Origin of the sequence: Moraxella sp. CTOTU46934, from assembly GCF_031979465.1 — a bacterium.
Lineage (GTDB): Bacteria > Pseudomonadota > Gammaproteobacteria > Pseudomonadales > Moraxellaceae > Faucicola > Faucicola tetraodonis.
Genome location: NZ_DALZEG010000007.1, coordinates 66,517 through 82,975, shown reverse-complemented (window position 1 = coordinate 82,975; position 16,459 = coordinate 66,517). Strand labels below are relative to the sequence as shown.

The following is a 16,459-nucleotide window of genomic DNA, read 5'->3' as shown; positions in this document are numbered from 1 at the left end:
CTAGGATTCAGCGAGACAAGCTGTTATGATTTGAACTTAGAAAGTTATACTAGAAAATCAGGCTAGAAAATCAGATTAGCAAGTTACACTAGGTAATTGGGCGAGATAAAGGATAAGCAAATGGTAAAAATCGGGGTCATAGGCGCAGGTGGGCGCATGGGACGTATGCTGATTCAAGCAGTGGCACAAAATCCACAAACTACCCTTGCAGGGGCGATAGAGCGTCAAGGCTCAAGCTTGTTGGGCGTGGATGCGGGCGAGCTAGTTAATCTCGACAAAACTAATGTCGCTTTGGTCGATGACTTGGCAGGGGTCATTCATGATATTGATGTACTCATAGATTTTAGCTTGCCTGAGTCGACTGCCAAAAACTTACAGCTTTGTGCTGATCAAGGCGTCAATATGGTCATTGGGACAACAGGCCTAAATGATGAGCAAAACGCCATCTTAAAACAGGCAAGTGAAAAAATCGCCATCGTATATGCAGGCAACTACTCAACTGGGGTAAATTTGACCCTTAAACTGCTTGAAATGGCTGCCAAAGCATTTGGCGACAGCGCCGATGTCGAAGTCATCGAAGCCCATCATAAACACAAAATTGATGCGCCATCGGGCACCGCTTATATGATGGCTGAAGCGGTTGCCAAAGGACGCGGTCAAAACCTAAAAGACGTGGCGATTTATGGCCGCGAAGGTCAAACTGGCGCGCGCAAAGCAGGCGAGATTGCTATCCATGCCATTCGCGGTGGCGAGATTGTCGGCGACCATACGGTGATGTTTATCGCCGATGGCGAAATAGTTGAAATCACCCATAAAGCCCGTGAGCGCATGACTTTTGCCGCAGGGGCGGTGCGTGCTGCGGTGTGGGTCAGTGAGCAGCAAACAGGACAGTTTGATATGCAAGATGTGCTTGGGTTAAAAGACTAATTTGACGGACGCGGGTTCAACTCCCGTTATCGCCACCCACGTCACTAAAATAGGGTTCAACTTATGACAGACAATTTTAGTATTACCATAAAAAACTTTAAAAGCTATAAAGAGGCAACATTGCCACTTGCTCCTTTAACTTTGCTAATTGGAGCAAACGCGTCTGGTAAAAGTAATGCGATTGAGGCGTTTCGGTTTTTAAGTTGGGTGGCTGGTGGCGAGCGTCTTTCGACCTTAAAGAATCGGGTTAATGATTCAGATAAAATTATTCGCGGAAATGTCAGTGATTTGCCATTTAGAGAAACAGAACAATTTGTACTAAGTTTTTCAGCCAATTCTTCAAATTATGAAAGTATATTCAATATTCGTTTTAATGAGATATATTTTGGTTTTGAGATAATTGAAACAGAGAATAAGAATTTCATTTTTACTTTTGATGATGTTGCTGATGATGGTATATACGTTTCACAAGAATCTCTAAGTAATAACTTTGCAATTGATGACAATAAAACTATTTTTTCAATTAAAAATAGTGATTTTTCTGATGTCTTTAATCTTAGTAAAGAATTATTAAGTTTTTTTCTTAAAGAAGATAGCAGTCCATGTAAAATTAAAAAAATATATAATGATATTAATTTTCTAAAATCATTAATTTTAAATGCTTACTTTTTTGACTTTGTACCTAGTCAAATGCGTTATGAAAGTTTAAGCGAAAAAGATTTACGTTCAAATGGTCAAAACCTTGCAGGTGTTTTACATTATCTTTGTGAAAAAGACGGATACGCTAGCGATAACAAAACCAAATTATTAAACTTAATAAAAAGCTTGCCCGAACAAAATATTATCGACATCAAGTTTTATGTTGACCACCGAGAGCGTGTCGAATTTGCCTTAATCGAAAACTTTGCTAATACCCCAAAAGAATTTCCAATGGATTTATTATCTGATGGCACACTCAAGGTATTAGCCATTGCCACGGCTTTATTATCTGTGTCCACTGGCTCAACGCTAGTGATTGAAGAAATTGATAACAGTATTCATCCTAGCCGCGCTCATGATATTTTAAGCTTAATGCGTCAATATGCTGAAGAACGTGGGCTTAAATTATTGCTTTCTACCCATAATCCTGCTTTGATGAATGCCGTCCCTGATGAAGCCTTAGCCGATGTGATATTTTGCTACCGTGACCCACAACAAGGCGACAGCCGTTTGGTAAGATTGGGTGATTTGGATGATTATGTGGGTTTGGTGGTGCAAGGCTCGTTAGGCGATTTGGTAACACGCGGTATTATTGAGAGCTTTGTCAAACATCCAAAAACAAAAGAAGAGAAGAAAAGACAAGCCTTAGATTGGCTCAAGCAAATGCAGGTTGATAGTCAATGAATGCGATCTGTCTAATCGATACAACTGTTTTATTAAACCTTCTCAATGTCCCCAATCGTAGTCAAAATTCAAAACAAATTAGTGAAGAATTTACTGATTTTGTCGAGCTTGATTGCACCTTTATTATTCCGCTTGTGGCTGTCATTGAAACAGGCAATCATATTAGCCAAAATGGTGATGGTCGCTTGCGTCGCGAATCTGCAAACCGATTTTTCAAAACCATCAAACAGTCTTTAAACGGTGAAATCCCTTTTCGTATTAGTGATTTTGACTTAACCGATGAATTAAAAGATTGGCTGAGTCAATTTCCTAATGAAGTGGGTAAAAATAAGCTTCCAACCAAACCCAATGAAGGAATCAGTTTAACAGATTTTTCGATTGTAAAAGAATTTGAAAAGCTGTGCCAACTATATCCCATGAGTGAGATTTTTATTTGGTCGTTAGATTCTGATTTAAAACACTATCACCAAAGAAAAAGCCACTAACTTCTGCTAGTGGCTTTTTTTAATAAAATTTAAACTTCTTTATACAGCTGCTTACCTTCTTCAATAAATTTTTGCTTCATCTGCTCCATGCCTAGGCGGACTTCATCGGCAGACGCTTCACCAACTTGCCCGACCAATTCAGTATCCACCTGCTTGATAGCGTGGCTGGCATCCGATAACTCACCTGTATCAGGGGTGATGTCTTGCCCAAGCTGTGGTTTATTAAACTCAAGCCCTGCTGCATAATCCCGCACATTTTGGGTGATTTTCATCGAGCAGAATTTTGGACCGCACATCGAGCAAAAATGCGCCGATTTATGCGCTTCTTTTGGCAAAGTTTCATCATGGAATTCACGAGCCGTGTCTGGGTCTAGGCTGAGATTAAACTGGTCATCCCAGCGAAACTCAAAACGCGCTTTTGACAAGGCGTTATCCCGCGCTTGGGCACCTGGGTGTCCTTTTGCCAAGTCTGCTGCATGTGCTGCGATTTTGTAAGTGATGATACCGTCTTTGACATCCTTTTTGTTCGGCAGACCTAAATGCTCTTTTGGCGTGACATAGCACAGCATGGCCGTGCCGTACCAACCAATCATCGCCGCACCAATGGCGGATGTGATATGGTCGTAGCCTGGGGCGATATCCGTCGTCAAAGGTCCAAGGGTGTAAAAAGGCGCTTCTTTACAGACTTCAAGCTGTAAGTCCATGTTTTCTTTGATACGGTTCATGGCAACATGCCCTGGACCTTCAATCATGACCTGTACGTCATGTTGCCATGCCACTTGGGTCAGCTCGCCCAAGGTTTTGAGCTCACCAAACTGCGCATCATCGTTGGCGTCTTGTAGGCAACCGGGGCGCAAACCATCACCCAGACTAAACGCCACGTCGTAGGCTTTCATAATCTCGCAAATTTCTTCAAAGTGGGTATAAAGAAAATTCTCTTTATGATGGGCAAGACACCATTGCGCCATAATCGAGCCGCCGCGGCTGACGATGCCTGTCAAACGATTGGCGGTCACTGGTACGTAGCGCAGCAGTACGCCCGCGTGAATGGTAAAATAATCAACACCTTGCTCGGCTTGTTCAATCAAGGTGTCTTTAAAGATGTCCCATGTCAAATCTTCGGCAACGCCATCCACTTTTTCTAGGGCTTGATAAATCGGTACGGTACCGATGGGCACGGGGGAGTTACGGATAATCCATTCACGGGTTTCATGGATATGCTTACCGGTTGATAAGTCCATGATGGTGTCCGCGCCCCAACGGGTAGCCCAGGTCATTTTGGCAACTTCTTCGTCAATGCTAGAGCCCAGTGCTGAATTACCGATATTGGCATTGATTTTGACCAAAAAATTACGCCCAATAATCATCGGTTCTGATTCGGGGTGGTTGATGTTATTGGGAATAATCGCCCGTCCCGCAGCGACTTCGGCACGCACAAATTCTGGGGTAATGAGTTTGGGGGTATTGGCACCAAAGTTGTTACCAGTGTGCTGACGCCCATCAGTTAGGTCGTGCTGCTTTTGGGTTTCACGGATGGCGATGTATTCCATCTCTGGGGTGATGATGCCTTGTTTGGCGTAGTGCATTTGGGTGACGTTTTTGCCATTGATTGCCCGTCTTGGCTTGTCGATATGCCCAAAGCGCAGGTTAGCCGTGGCGATGTCATTGGCACGCTCATTGCCGTATTGGCTTGAGAGTTTGGCAAGCTGCTCGGTATCACCGCGCGCTTCTATCCAAGCTTGACGCAGTTTTGGTAGGCCTTTAGTCAAATCAATCTCGACATTGGGGTCAGTATATACCCCTGAGGTGTCATACACATAAAACGGTGGGTTTTTTTCGCCTTCTGCCTTGCCAAAACCGCCCACCGGGGTATCGGTCAAGGTGATTTCCCGCATCGGCACTTGAATGTCAGGGCGTGAGCCTTGGATATAGACTTTGCGAGACGCCGGCAAGGCACGGGTCAAATCACGCGCTTCTTCTTCAAAGCGGTCGTCGGTAGGGTCACGGTGGGCAGGGGTCTTGTGAGTAACGTTGGTAAGTTGGTTCATAGCGAGTCCATGTTATGTTATGAAGTTATGGTTTGCTGGACTCGGGCGAAGATAGGTGAGTGTGACTGTTTCTAAAAAAACTGATTCTAGAAAAAACTGATTCTAGTAAAAGGCTGATTCTAGAAAAATATTGGTCTAACTAACCTAATAGACGACTTCCCTACGACGGTATTAACCGTGTCAGGTTCGACGGGTATGTCTCAGCCGCTGGTATGTCACCCAACTGCACCCCGAGTCAATACCTCCATATTAACAAAAACTCACAGCTTTACCTAATAGATTTTTAACCATTTTGTACCGATGATTTACTCAACTAAATTACTGATTTTTTTGACAACTATCGGTATGATAGAGGCTCCTTGGTTGTTGAAAATGTTGTAATTATTGATATGGAATACATCTGTTTGTGGAATCGTAAAGCGACTGGCGTCCGATGGCGATTAGGGGCGATGGCAGTGTCATTGATAGGGTCGATGTCCGTCAGCCCAGCCGCGATGGCAAAGGATTTGTGGGAATTGTATAGTGCAGCCCAGCGCACCAATGGCAATTGGGCAGGGCAGCAATATGACTATTTGGCAACGCAAAAAAATGTGCAGCTAGCGTTTGGCGATATGCTGCCGCAAGTGGGGCTACAAGGCAGTGTCAAACATAACCAGTTTTATCCCAAAGACGATAACATCCCGGATACGGGTAATACTGCAAGCCAAGTCGGTATCGGACTGCGCCAAGCCTTGTTTCGTGCTGATAAATGGGCAAACTATGAAAAAGCCGTGCTCGCCAGTCAAGCCAATGACATCCAGCTATTACAGCAGCACCAACAACTAATCGAGCAAATCAGCAAAGCCTATCTCAATGTATTGCGCGCTGAAGCGATGACGGATAGCCTCAATGCCGAGTTCACCGCACTCAAAGCACAAAATGACATGATGCAAGCGAGACTCGCGCAAGGGGTAGCGGCGCGGGTAGATACCGAAGAGAGCCGTGCAAGGCTTGAAAGCGTCAGCGCCTCTATTGCCAACAATGACGTGGCAATCGTAAATGCCAAACAGCAGTTATCACTGCTCACCGGTCAACCAATCAATCAGCTAGATGCTATCAAATTACCGCCTGATTTGAATCTTGTGGCAAGTCAAAGTATCGAAAACTGGATGCAGCAATCACAAAATAATAATCTCGATATTCAGCTAGCACAAACCCAAGTAGCGATTGCCAACAAACAAGTCGATTATCTCAAAGCCAATGCCTATCCCCGCGTCGATTTGGTAGGCAATGTGGGGTGGCAAGACTATACCCATAATAATGTTAGCGCTATTGATGGCACCAATTATAGCTTTGGGGTGGAAGTGGATTTTCCGTTTTATACCGGTGGGCGTACACGCGCAGGCGTTGAGCAAGGCAATCTACAAGCGCAAGCGGCAAAAAGTCGCCTCGCCTATGCGTACCAAGCTGCGATGACTCAAACTAGCCAAGCCTATCTAAATTTGATCGCACAGCGTGCCACGATTAAAGCCCAGCAAGTTGCCGTGGAGGCTAATCGCCGCGTCGCCCAAGCGTCAAAAACAGGCTATGATTTGGGGGTGCGCTCGATGGTAGATACACTACTGGCAGAACGCCAATATCACGCTGCCAAACGCGATTTGATTAATGCGTATTTTGATTATCTAAATGCCTATATTGACCTACAAAAAGCTGCGGGCAATCTGACCGATGAGACGGTCAAAGTACTAGATAATCAGCTGATATGATGCTTTTTTTGGCAAAATTTTAAGCTAAAAAACCCCGCCAATTGGCAGGGTTAATTTGCGTAGTAAACTGACGCAAATAACTATTTAACTTTCGTCCATTCTTTACGAACCGCAGCTTTAGTACCGGCAGGTAGAGGAACGTAGTCGAGTGCGGTTGCTTGTGCATTGCCGTTAGTAAATGCCCAGTCAAAGAATTTAAGCGCTTCTTTGGCTTTTGCACCGCCCGTACGGGGTACAAGGATGAACGTCGCTGCCGAGATTGGCCATGCGTTGGCTGCTGGCATGTTAGTGATGGTCACCGCAAAACCAGGGTATTGTGCCCAGTTAATGTTTGATGCGGCTGCAAACGTTGAATCGTCTGGTAGTACAAATTTACCGGCGCGGTTTTGAAGTTGGGTATAAGCTAAACGGTTTTGTTTTGCGTAAGCATATTCAACATAACCGATGGAGTTTGCAACACGTTGTACGTTGCTTGATACGCCTTCGTTACCTTTACCACCCACGCTTGCTGAAGCATTGGGCCATTTAACGGTTTTGTCAGCGCCTACTTTTGATTTCCAATCGCTTGATACTTGGCTTAGGTAATTAGTAAATACGAAAGTGGTACCTGAACCGTCTGAGCGATTAACAGTTGTAATCTTAGCGGCAGGTAGGGCAACACCTGGGTTTAATGCTTGGATACGTGCATCGTTCCAAGTAGTGATTTTTCCCATATAGATGTCAGCAAGGACGGCGCCCGATAGTTTTAATTGACCTGGTTTGACGCCAGCGATGTTGACCACAGGTACGATACCGCCAATGACTGCGGGGAATTGGATTAAGCCGCTGGCATTTAGCTCTGCTGGGCTCATGGGCGCATCAGTGGCACCAAAATCAACCGTTTTTGCTTGGATTTGTTTGATACCGCCTGAAGAGCCAATACCTTGATAGTTTACTTGATTACCCGTGGCTTTTTGGTAGTCGCTCGCCCATTTTGAGTAAACAGGCTGTGGGAAAGTTGCACCAGCACCTGTGATGTTGACAGCATTGGCTTGTACGCCTACAGCAGCGAATGCCACGCTGACGATTAAATGTGATAGTTTCATAATAATTCCTTGATGGACAAATAAGATAATTGTCAGGGAAGATGGTAACTTAGCTTGGGAGTCGCCAACCAATATGTCGCGTTTTAAATCACCCAAAGCTGAAAAATTGTTGCCATGTTAATGTAACAAAATGTCAAATCTATTACGGTTATGTTAAAGTTTGATGACATTGAAATGTTTGTTAGGTTTTTTGCTCGGTTTATATGATGCAATATCAGCGAATAGGCGCGCTATTTTTCATCATTTTGTCGTAATTTTTAGTTATAGTTAGCTTTTCTTTAACGGCTTTTTTAATAACAATTTTTCACAGTCCATGAGTCACAATCCATGAGTTAGGAAGGGAAATATGAATTTAATTGGTGAGCATTTATCAAAAAGTTATGACCAAGATTTACAAAACTTGGTCAATTTATTTTTAAAAATGGGTGGCATGGCAGAAGCCAATCTCACCAAAGCAATTGAATCTTTGGTAAAAAGTGATGTGGCGCTTGCCGAAGATGTCATTGATGGTGACAAAGAAATCAACTTTACTGAGCAGCAGCTTGATGATTTGGTGGTCAAAGTATTGGCACGTCGTCAACCTGCCGCCACCGACTTACGCCTAATCATGGCAGTGAGCAAATGCAGTGCTGACATTGAGCGTATTGGTGATGAAGCCAAAAAAATCGCCAAAATGGCGCGCCGTGCCACCCGTGAAGGCCAATCACCGATTGGCTATCATGAAGCGCATCAAATGGGTAATTTTGTGCAGGTGATGCTAAAAAATGCGCTAGAAGCTTTTGCCAAGTTTGATGCAACAGGTGCTTACCAAGTGATAGAGCAGGATAGTGAAATTGATGCAATGTACAAATCTGCGTCACGCGCGATGATGACATACATCATGGAAGATGGTCGCTATGTCGCAAAAGTCATTGATATTTTATGGGTGCTACGTTCGATAGAGCGTATTGGTGCGCATGCGCGTAATATCTCTGAGCAATTGATTTTTTGTATTACCGGTGAAGATGTGCGTTATCAAAAACTGGGCGCCAAAAAGGACAGCGCGCTGAATCCCGAAGCTAGCAATGAAATCGCTGATGCCTCACTAGATTATCAACCGAGTAATGGCGAAAACTAACGTTTTTTAGTCAAACCTGCTCTTAGCCGGAATTGGTTGTCAGGGTTAGGTTATTTTAATGGACGGTTGCATGGTATTTTTAAGTGATTCTGCTACACTGTAGCCTATCAATTTTGGTGAAAAAACGATAGGAAACACCATGTCTAGCGAATCACTTAATAGCCCAATCCCCCCATCCACTGGGGAAAATATCACCCAAAAATCATTACTTATTTTTGACTTGGACGGTACGTTGATTGATAGCGTGCCAGATTTGGCTGACGCCGTCAATGCGATGCTAACCACGCTTGGCAAAGCCAACTTCAGCGAAGATGTCATCCGCAACTGGGTGGGCAATGGCGGCAAAGTATTGGTGCAACGTGCCTTATCAGGCTCACAAACCATTGACCCCAATCTCACTGAAGACGATACAAATCAGGCGCTTGCCCTCTTTTTTGACTACTACCATCAAAACACCTGCGTCAGAACCCAACCCTATGCAGGGGTTAGCGAAGGGTTGCGTCAGCTTAAAGAGCAAGGCTATACCCTCGCTATTGCCACCAATAAACCCATTGATTTTGTTCCTGCGATTGTCGAAAAATTGGGTTGGCAAGCCCTTTTTGCTTATATTTTGGGTGGCGATAGCTTATCTGCCAAAAAACCTGACCCGATGCCGATACTGCACGTCTGTGACCAATTAGGCTTTAGCATCGCTCAAAGCTATATGATTGGTGATTCCAAAAACGATATTTTGGCAGGGCAAAACGCGGGCATGGATACGCTTGGGTTGTCGTATGGCTATAATTATGGGCAGGATATTCGCGATTATCATCCGACCCAAACCTTTGATGACTTTGCCACGCTGACTGAGTTTTTGAGTCATGCACGAGTTTAACTATCATCTCAACTTTGACACGCTGAATTTTCGCGAGCATCCAGCGTTGTATCGGGTGGGGCGCGGTGAGCAAGGGGTATTATTGGTAGAGCCGTATAAATCCGAGATTTTACCGCATTGGCGATTTGCTACGCCAGAACTTGCGCGTGAGAGCAGTGATACCATCTATGCGATGTTTTTGGACTACCTTGCCCAAGGGGATTTTGTCGGTGCTGATATGGCGCGTAAATTTATCCAAATGGGTTATACGCGCTCGCGTCGTTATGCCAATCACAAAGGGGGCAAAAAATACGACGGCGCTGTCCCTGACGCTAAAAAAGGACAAAGTGGCGCGCATGGGCGTGAGCAATTGCCGCAGCAATCACAGCAGCTTGAATCCGCACAAATCAAAGCCCAATCTGCACAAATTTTTAAGCAAAAATGGGATGAATGCCGAGCCAATGCGGATTATAAAGCGCTAAAAAAACAGTTTGAAGCCAAATACGTCAACGACACCCAATACGATAACCTGCCGCCCACATTTTTTCGCGAGCATCCGTTTTTATAGGCTGGTTGTATGGTGAGTTAGCACGAAACTTAGGCATTCGTTAATTGACTACGATAACTTAATGCCTCTGTCAGATGCGGTGTCTGAATATTGTCACTGCCTGCCAAATCCGCAATCGTGCGGGCGACGCGAAGGACGCGATGATAGCCACGTGCGGACAGATTCAGCCGACTTTGAGCCATTGCCAAAATACGACTTTCTGCATCGCCAAGCGGCGCAAATTGGTCAAGTTCACTGGGGGAGAGTTCATTATTGGCTTTGCCCTGTCTGGCTTGCTGACGCTGATAGGCTTGTATCACCCGCTCACGCACTACCGCAGAAGACTCGCCCCTCTGTGCTGACTGCAAATCACTGGCAGGCAGGGCAGGCACGGTAATATGCAAATCAATACGGTCCAGCAAAGGTCCTGATAGCTTTTCTTGATAGCGTTTGATTTGCTCGGGTCGGCACTGGCAGCGACCTGATTTATCCCCATAGTAGCCACAGGGGCAGGGATTCATCGCTGCTACCAGCTGAAAATTGGCGGGAAAGCGTACTTGAGAGTTGGCACGGCTGATGACAATTTCTTTGTTCTCAATGGGCTGTCTGAGTACCTCAAGCACCTTGCGATCAAACTCTGGAATCTCATCCAAAAATAACACCCCCCGATTGGCGAGCGTGATTTCACCGGGTTTGGGCGATGAGCCGCCTCCCACGAGCGCCACTGCTGAAGTAGTATGATGGACTTGGCGAAAAGGGCGTGTGCCGTAGTCATAATCACTGTTGGCAATCGAGTAGATACTGGCAACTTCGAGCGCTTCATGGTCGTTGAGCGGTGGCAAAATGGTGGGTAGGCGAGATGCCATCAAAGTTTTGCCTGTCCCAGGCGAGCCACAAAATAGTAGCGAATGTCCGCCTGCTGCCGCAATCTCTAGCGCACGTCTGGCTTGGTGTTGTCCTTTGACATCGGCTAAATCTAGCTGATAATTGGCTGATTGGTAGGATGCCTTGTGCTCGGCTTGGCTGAGTTGTTGCTCGTTCATCAAGTGTTGGCACACAGCTTTGAGGGTATCGGCTTGCAACACCTTCACGCCATCGACTTTGACCGCTTCATCGGCATTGTCTTTGGGAACAATCAAGGTGCGCTGGTCTGCTTTGAGCGCGCGTGATACTGCCAACGCCCCAGCAATGGCTCGTAAATCGCCATTGAGCGCCAATTCGCCAATAAACTCGTACTGCGCAAGCACGGTTTCATCAATTTGACCACTCGCTGCCAAGATGCCTATAGCAATGGGTAAATCAAGCCGTGCGCCATCTTTGGGTAAATCGGCGGGCGCAAGGTTGATGGTTAATCTGCGATTGGGAAATTGAAAACCCGAGTTGATAATGGCAGAGCGCACCCTATCTTTACTCTCCCGTACCGCTGCCTCGGGTAAGCCGACCATGGTGACTGCGGGCAATCCTTGCGATAAATGTACTTCAACCATCACGCTTGGCGCGTTTAAACCCACCACCGAGCGTGTATATACTTGAGCAAACGACATTTTTAATATCCTTTTCCAACCAATTGGCGGCTACCTTGACACAAGACAGGCCGTTTTTTTATGGCAGCAACTAGACAATTTTTGATAAAAAACGGCTAAATCATAGCATAATTCATCTGCTTTCTCATCACCGGCTATCTAGGATGACTATGTTATAATCACAACCAATATTCCGAGAATTTTACGCTACACGCTATACGAGACTATTATGACAGACCAAACTCGCCCTTTATCTGACAGCGAACTGCCCACCTTTGATCGTCCTGTCGAAATCATCGAAAATCCGTATGCCAATGCCAATCGTAGCTACACGACCCAAACCCATTTGTTTAATGAAGCTATCATCAATAAATACAACCGCTCAGGTCCCCGTTATACCTCGTACCCAACCGCGCTAGAATTTACCCCGATTACTGACGGCATGGAAGCCCGCGTTTTGGCAGAAAAAGACCCACGGGTGCCAGTGTCTTTGTATTTTCATATCCCGTTTTGCCGCCACCTCTGCTATTACTGCGGCTGCAATAAAATTATCACCAAGAAAAACAGTGATTCAGGCGACTATTTAGCGTATCTTTTTGCCGAAATTCGGCATAAACGCAGCTTGATGCAAGGGGACCCTATCGTCGAACAAGTACATTTTGGCGGCGGCACACCGACCTTTTTGACCGATGATGAGCTGGTCAAATTGTGGAACTTTTTGCAAACCCAATTTACTTTTAGCGATAAACCTACCGCTGATTATTCGATTGAAATTGACCCGCGAGAATTGCGCCCGACCACGCTTGAGATATTGCGTGGACTTGGGTTTAATCGGGTGAGTTTTGGTGTGCAGGATTTGCAAGAAAAAGTGCAAATTGCCGTCAATCGCGTGCAGTCAGAAGAAATGATTCGAGGCGTGATGACGGAAGCTCGCCGCCTTGGGTTTCATTCTATCAATATTGACTTGATTTATGGGTTGCCGCACCAAACGGTGGATAGCATGCGCAATACGGTTGAGCGCATCATCGCTATCTCGCCAGACCGTCTGTCTGTTTTTAACTATGCGCATTTGCCAGAGCGATTTAAAGGTCAGCGTCAAATCAATGAAGCCGATTTGCCAAGCCCTGCCGACAAATTGACCATGCTCGGTAATACCATCCATGCACTGACTGACGCAGGCTATCAATATATCGGCATTGACCACTTTGCCAAGCCTGATGATGAGCTGGCGATTGCGCAACGTGAAGGCAAATTGCACCGCAATTTTCAAGGGTATACCACGCATGGTAATTGTGATTTATTGGGATTTGGGGTGTCGTCGATTAGCCAAATTGGTCTTCATATTTTGCAAAATCCAACGGATTTAAGCGATTATCAAAATCTCATCAATGCAGGAAAATTGCCTGCGGTGAAGGTGATTTCTGCGCGCTTGCCTGATTTGCTGCGCCGTTATGTGATTATGAATCTGCTATGCCATGATTATATTGATTTTAAGGATGTGAATGCGCGCTTTAGCATTGACCCGATGACCTATTTTATTGATGAAATCCGCCAACTGGGTGAGATGCAAGCGGATAAACTCGTTGATATGGATGCTAAAGGCATTCGGGTGCTACCAAAAGGGCGGCTTTTGGGACGCAATGTGGCGATGGTGTTTGATACTTATTTGGCGAGTAAAGAAGGCAATCGCTTTAGTAAGGTGATTTAAGCGATATTAGTAGTTTAGGAATTAGTGTTGTGCTAAATTATATAGTATTTAACTATTGGTATGTAATCCTACTAAGAAATCAAATATGGAAAAAATAATTGTAAAGAATTTCTTAATTCTAGAAAATATTGAAATGCCAATAAACAAATTTAATTTAGTTATTGGTGAACAAGCTAGCGGAAAAAGTTTGCTCTCTAAACTTGTTTATTATTTTAAAAATAACTTAGATGATTTTATTTCTTGTGTAGTAAATGAAAAGAGCTATGATGAATTTGTTAATAGACTAGAGAAAAGCTTTTTATTAAATTTTCCAAATGAATACTGGAAACAAAATAAAAGTTTTGAAATAAGCTACGAAATAAATTCTTATTATTTTCAAATAAAATCAGACTTTAGAAGAAATTCGAGAGTTAATTTAATCTTATCTGAAGAGTTTTCAAAAGTTTTCAATGAACTAAAAAATACAATTAATGTTTGGAAAGAAGAATTTAGGAACAGAGAGTTAAGTGAAGTTTCAGAAGGATTGAGATTTACTATACCTTTTGAATTGCACGCTAGAGAAAATATAACTAAAGCTTTAAAACAGAGTAATATTAGTGGTTTTTTCCAAACACAAACTTTTATTCCATCCAGTAGAAGCTTTTTTGCAAATCTACAAAAGAATTATTGGTCATTAACTGATGATATTCTTGATATTGACCCCTTAATCAGCAGATTTGGTAAATCTTATGATAATGCTAAAAATCTCTATAATATCATTAGTAAGCAGGATGTTTTTAAGCCTAAAGTAGATGTTAGCAATTGTTTAAATGAAGTCATTAAAGCTGAATATCAGGAAATTGATGGTGATGATTGGATAGTAAATGATAGCTATAAGGTTAGATTATCAAGAGCTTCATCAGGACAGCAAGAAGCTTTTCCTATGCTGTTAATATTGATGATGAATAACTATAGGATAGCTGGTCTAAACTTTCATTCAATGTATATTGAAGAGCCAGAAGCCCACTTATTTCCTGATGCACAGGCTAAAGTAGTTTCCGCTATTTTAAAAATTTTTAGTAAACAGGACACAAACTTTTTTATTACTACTCATAGCCCTTATATCTTGACTTCTATAAATAACAGCATTTATGCAAATCAATTAATCGAATCAGGTAAAGTTACAGAAGAAAAATTTGTTGATATCAGCAATGGTTCATATCCCATAAATTTCTCTGACATTTCAGCTTATTCAATTACTAAAGGTCAAATAACTGATATAAAAGATTATGAGTTAAATTTGATAGATGGGACTTTCTTAGACAGTATCTCTAATAACTTTGGCAAAATTTTCAATCAATTATTGGATTTGGATAGTTGAATGGAATTAGATTATATATCACATACTAAAACAAAATCTGGGAATATATCTGTTACTGAGAACAAAGTAAGATGTATCTTCGAAAATAAGTTAAAAATAGATATCAATGAGATACATGTAGATAACGGTCTAATTAGTAGTCAAACTGTCGAAAAGTGTGACTATATAGTTTATTGGGAAAGTGATAATAGTTTTGTTTACTACATTGAACTTAAGGGTTCAGATGTTAGTAAAGCTTATTCTCAAATTCTAAGTACAATTAAATTAACTGAGAATAAGTTTGAAGATTTTAATGATAAAAATTGTGTGATTGTTTGTTCAAGTTATCCTCAAGAGAATTCAACAATTCAAAGATACAAATTACTTTTGAAAAAGAAAGGTTTTAAACTACAATCCCATACAAGAGAAGCTCGTATTGAGGTTAAAAAAGCAATTTAGTTCAAAATGGTTTATATATAATATGCACAAAATCCCCACCGATCTTCTAGAAAAATCAAAATATTGGCGAAACGACATCCAGTTCACCCAAGATGTGCTTGGCAAGCCGTTTCACTTTACCAGCACTTGGGGAATTTTCTCGCCTGAAAAACTCGATGAGGGTAGCCTTATGCTGCTTGACTATATCGAGTTCAAAGCCGATGACCACTCAATCGACCTAGGCTGTGGCTATGGCGTATTGGGTATGACTGCCGCCCGTGAATGCCCAAACGGACAGCATTTGCTCATCGACAAAGACTTTGTGGCGGTGGAATATGCCAAAATAAACTGCCAAAAAAATCATTTAAATAATGCCCAAGTTCAGCTATCCAATGGCTTTCGTGATGTTGAAAAAGACAAAAAATTTAGCCTAGTGATGAGTAACTTACCTGCCAAAGCCAGTAAAGAACAGCATTATCTGTATTTGCTCGATGCCTACAATGCGATGGAAAGTGGCGCACGGTTTTATGTGGTGACCATCAACGGCTTGCGGGACTTTATGAAACGCTCATTTACCGAAGTGTTTGGTAACTCAGATAAAATCAAACAAGGCAAAACCTATACCATCACCCTGGCAGTCAAAGACTAACGTCCTTCAGCTAAATTCTCACCGTTTGGTTTTTTGATTTACTATAGGCTCGTAACCGAATGTACAGGGTCTTGGTGACAGTGGCGACCACCGCATTTTGGTCGTCAACCACCTGTACCTCATAGTTGCGGAACACCGCTTTACCATCCTTTGCCAAGGCTTTTATGGTATCGATTTCGGTGTCATCAAGGTGAAAATCAGCAAACACATCGCTTTTGCCCGCTTTAACAAAATCAATGCTCGCCGCCTTATCCCATACCACGTACGCATTGCCCAAGGCTTGCATCAACAAAACCATGAAAAATGGGTCGGTCATCGAATACAAACTGCCCCCAAACTGGGTGCCGACGATGTTTTGATTGAGTTTGTTTAAGGGTAAACGCACCCGAATATGATGGTTGGCGAAATCAAGGCTTTCAACACGGATACCCGCCCCAAAATATGGCGGATAAAAGTTAAAAAACTGCTTTAACAACTTGGGGTTATTAAAAGGATTAAGGTAGTCTTTGGCTTGAGATTGAAAGGTTTGGCTTAGCTTAGATAGCTTGGATAACCTAGATAGCTTGGATAAATTGGATAGCTTAGATAACATGGCAGACTCGTTTTTAACAT

The 16,459-nt window shown here is 43.2% G+C and carries 15 protein-coding genes and 1 riboswitch; of the genes, 11 read left to right on the top strand and 4 right to left on the bottom strand.

All coding sequences use genetic code 11. The features are described 5' to 3' along the window. Nucleotides 1-120 precede the first annotated feature (120 nt). From dapB to RTN07_RS07180, 3 genes are all read left to right on the top strand, one after another. Entirely contained in the window at nt 121-927 is an 807-nt protein-coding gene (dapB, locus tag RTN07_RS07190; protein WP_312176965.1) for a 4-hydroxy-tetrahydrodipicolinate reductase, read from the top strand. A 63-nt stretch (nt 928-990) separates the two neighbouring features. After that, nucleotides 991-2,310, top strand: a complete 1,320-nt coding sequence (locus RTN07_RS07185) for an AAA family ATPase (protein WP_312176962.1) — start codon at nt 991-993, stop codon at nt 2,308-2,310. Beyond that, nucleotides 2,307-2,795, top strand: coding sequence for a hypothetical protein (locus RTN07_RS07180; RefSeq protein ID WP_312176960.1), 489 nt, complete (start codon nt 2,307-2,309; stop codon nt 2,793-2,795). Before RTN07_RS07185 ends, RTN07_RS07180 begins: the two co-directional genes overlap by 4 nt. 29 nt (nt 2,796-2,824) lie before the next feature. Here the strand turns inward: RTN07_RS07180 and thiC are convergent, their stop codons facing one another. After that, the gene (thiC, locus tag RTN07_RS07175; RefSeq protein WP_095356266.1) at nt 2,825-4,843 is read right to left on the bottom strand and encodes a phosphomethylpyrimidine synthase ThiC; all 2,019 of its coding nucleotides are present in this window, start codon (nt 4,841-4,843) and stop codon (nt 2,825-2,827) included. 140 nt (nt 4,844-4,983) lie between these two features. Beyond that, nucleotides 4,984-5,086: riboswitch (TPP riboswitch) on the bottom strand. Nucleotides 5,087-5,232: 146 nt separating this feature from the next. Here thiC and RTN07_RS07170 point away from each other — a divergent pair. Further along, nucleotides 5,233-6,588: a TolC family protein gene (locus tag RTN07_RS07170; protein WP_218833432.1), complete on the top strand. Its 1,356-nt coding sequence runs from the start codon at nt 5,233-5,235 to the stop codon at nt 6,586-6,588. An 80-nt stretch (nt 6,589-6,668) separates the two neighbouring features. On the opposite strand, the gene pstS is transcribed toward RTN07_RS07170, so the two are convergent. Further along, on the bottom strand, nt 6,669-7,673 hold the full coding sequence (gene pstS / locus RTN07_RS07165) for a phosphate ABC transporter substrate-binding protein PstS (protein ID WP_224054732.1): 1,005 nt from the start codon (nt 7,671-7,673) through the stop codon (nt 6,669-6,671). Nucleotides 7,674-8,019: 346 nt separating this feature from the next. On the opposite strand from pstS, the gene phoU reads away from it, so the two are divergent. From phoU to RTN07_RS07150, 3 genes are all read left to right on the top strand, one after another. Next, a complete protein-coding gene (gene phoU, locus RTN07_RS07160) occupies nt 8,020-8,790 on the top strand; it encodes a phosphate signaling complex protein PhoU (RefSeq protein ID WP_312176953.1) in 771 nt (256 codons plus the stop codon). 139 nt (nt 8,791-8,929) lie between these two features. Then, a complete protein-coding gene (locus RTN07_RS07155) occupies nt 8,930-9,664 on the top strand; it encodes a phosphoglycolate phosphatase (protein WP_312176951.1) in 735 nt (244 codons plus the stop codon). Further along, on the top strand, nt 9,651-10,211 hold the full coding sequence (locus tag RTN07_RS07150) for a DUF4385 domain-containing protein (protein ID WP_076775610.1): 561 nt from the start codon (nt 9,651-9,653) through the stop codon (nt 10,209-10,211). The genes RTN07_RS07155 and RTN07_RS07150 overlap by 14 nt, the downstream gene beginning before the upstream one ends. A 29-nt stretch (nt 10,212-10,240) precedes the next feature. Here the strand turns inward: RTN07_RS07150 and RTN07_RS07145 are convergent, their stop codons facing one another. After that, nucleotides 10,241-11,734 carry a YifB family Mg chelatase-like AAA ATPase gene (locus tag RTN07_RS07145; protein WP_159676853.1) on the bottom strand — a complete coding sequence of 498 codons (1,494 nt, stop codon included), beginning with the start codon at nt 11,732-11,734 and terminating at the stop codon, nt 10,241-10,243. A gap of 208 nt (nt 11,735-11,942) precedes the next feature. Between RTN07_RS07145 and hemN the strand changes: the two genes are divergently transcribed. The 4 genes from hemN to RTN07_RS07125 all read left to right on the top strand — a co-directional run bounded on the left by hemN (nt 11,943) and on the right by RTN07_RS07125 (nt 15,847). Continuing rightward, the gene (gene hemN, locus RTN07_RS07140; protein WP_065253919.1) at nt 11,943-13,421 is read left to right on the top strand and encodes an oxygen-independent coproporphyrinogen III oxidase; all 1,479 of its coding nucleotides are present in this window, start codon (nt 11,943-11,945) and stop codon (nt 13,419-13,421) included. An 85-nt stretch (nt 13,422-13,506) separates the two neighbouring features. Beyond that, a complete protein-coding gene (locus RTN07_RS07135) occupies nt 13,507-14,781 on the top strand; it encodes an AAA family ATPase (RefSeq protein WP_312176943.1) in 1,275 nt (424 codons plus the stop codon). Then, nucleotides 14,782-15,219: a hypothetical protein gene (locus RTN07_RS07130; RefSeq protein WP_312176941.1), complete on the top strand. Its 438-nt coding sequence runs from the start codon at nt 14,782-14,784 to the stop codon at nt 15,217-15,219. It begins immediately after the preceding gene. Between the two features lie 22 nt (nt 15,220-15,241). Next, complete coding sequence (locus RTN07_RS07125) at nt 15,242-15,847, top strand: class I SAM-dependent methyltransferase (protein WP_138019361.1); 606 nt, start codon at nt 15,242-15,244, stop codon at nt 15,845-15,847. A gap of 10 nt (nt 15,848-15,857) precedes the next feature. On the opposite strand, the gene RTN07_RS07120 is transcribed toward RTN07_RS07125, so the two are convergent. After that, a complete protein-coding gene (locus RTN07_RS07120; protein ID WP_312176936.1) occupies nt 15,858-16,439 on the bottom strand; it encodes a DUF4442 domain-containing protein in 582 nt (193 codons plus the stop codon). Nucleotides 16,440-16,459: the final 20 nt, after the last annotated feature.

What these genes read in the sequence shown, in the direction of transcription:
- dapB (WP_312176965.1), top strand. Translation starts at nt 121, where the DNA reads ATGGTAAAAATCGGGGTCATAGGCGCAGGTGGGCGCATGGGACGTATG.
- RTN07_RS07185 (WP_312176962.1), top strand. Translation starts at nt 991, where the DNA reads ATGACAGACAATTTTAGTATTACCATAAAAAACTTTAAAAGCTATAAA.
- RTN07_RS07180 (WP_312176960.1), top strand. Translation starts at nt 2,307, where the DNA reads ATGAATGCGATCTGTCTAATCGATACAACTGTTTTATTAAACCTTCTC.
- thiC (WP_095356266.1), bottom strand. Translation starts at nt 4,843, where the DNA reads ATGAACCAACTTACCAACGTTACTCACAAGACCCCTGCCCACCGTGAC.
- RTN07_RS07170 (WP_218833432.1), top strand. Translation starts at nt 5,233, where the DNA reads ATGGAATACATCTGTTTGTGGAATCGTAAAGCGACTGGCGTCCGATGG.
- pstS (WP_224054732.1), bottom strand. Translation starts at nt 7,673, where the DNA reads ATGAAACTATCACATTTAATCGTCAGCGTGGCATTCGCTGCTGTAGGC.
- phoU (WP_312176953.1), top strand. Translation starts at nt 8,020, where the DNA reads ATGAATTTAATTGGTGAGCATTTATCAAAAAGTTATGACCAAGATTTA.
- RTN07_RS07155 (WP_312176951.1), top strand. Translation starts at nt 8,930, where the DNA reads ATGTCTAGCGAATCACTTAATAGCCCAATCCCCCCATCCACTGGGGAA.
- RTN07_RS07150 (WP_076775610.1), top strand. Translation starts at nt 9,651, where the DNA reads ATGCACGAGTTTAACTATCATCTCAACTTTGACACGCTGAATTTTCGC.
- RTN07_RS07145 (WP_159676853.1), bottom strand. Translation starts at nt 11,734, where the DNA reads ATGTCGTTTGCTCAAGTATATACACGCTCGGTGGTGGGTTTAAACGCG.
- hemN (WP_065253919.1), top strand. Translation starts at nt 11,943, where the DNA reads ATGACAGACCAAACTCGCCCTTTATCTGACAGCGAACTGCCCACCTTT.
- RTN07_RS07135 (WP_312176943.1), top strand. Translation starts at nt 13,507, where the DNA reads ATGGAAAAAATAATTGTAAAGAATTTCTTAATTCTAGAAAATATTGAA.
- RTN07_RS07130 (WP_312176941.1), top strand. Translation starts at nt 14,782, where the DNA reads ATGGAATTAGATTATATATCACATACTAAAACAAAATCTGGGAATATA.
- RTN07_RS07125 (WP_138019361.1), top strand. Translation starts at nt 15,242, where the DNA reads ATGCACAAAATCCCCACCGATCTTCTAGAAAAATCAAAATATTGGCGA.
- RTN07_RS07120 (WP_312176936.1), bottom strand. Translation starts at nt 16,439, where the DNA reads ATGTTATCTAAGCTATCCAATTTATCCAAGCTATCTAGGTTATCCAAG.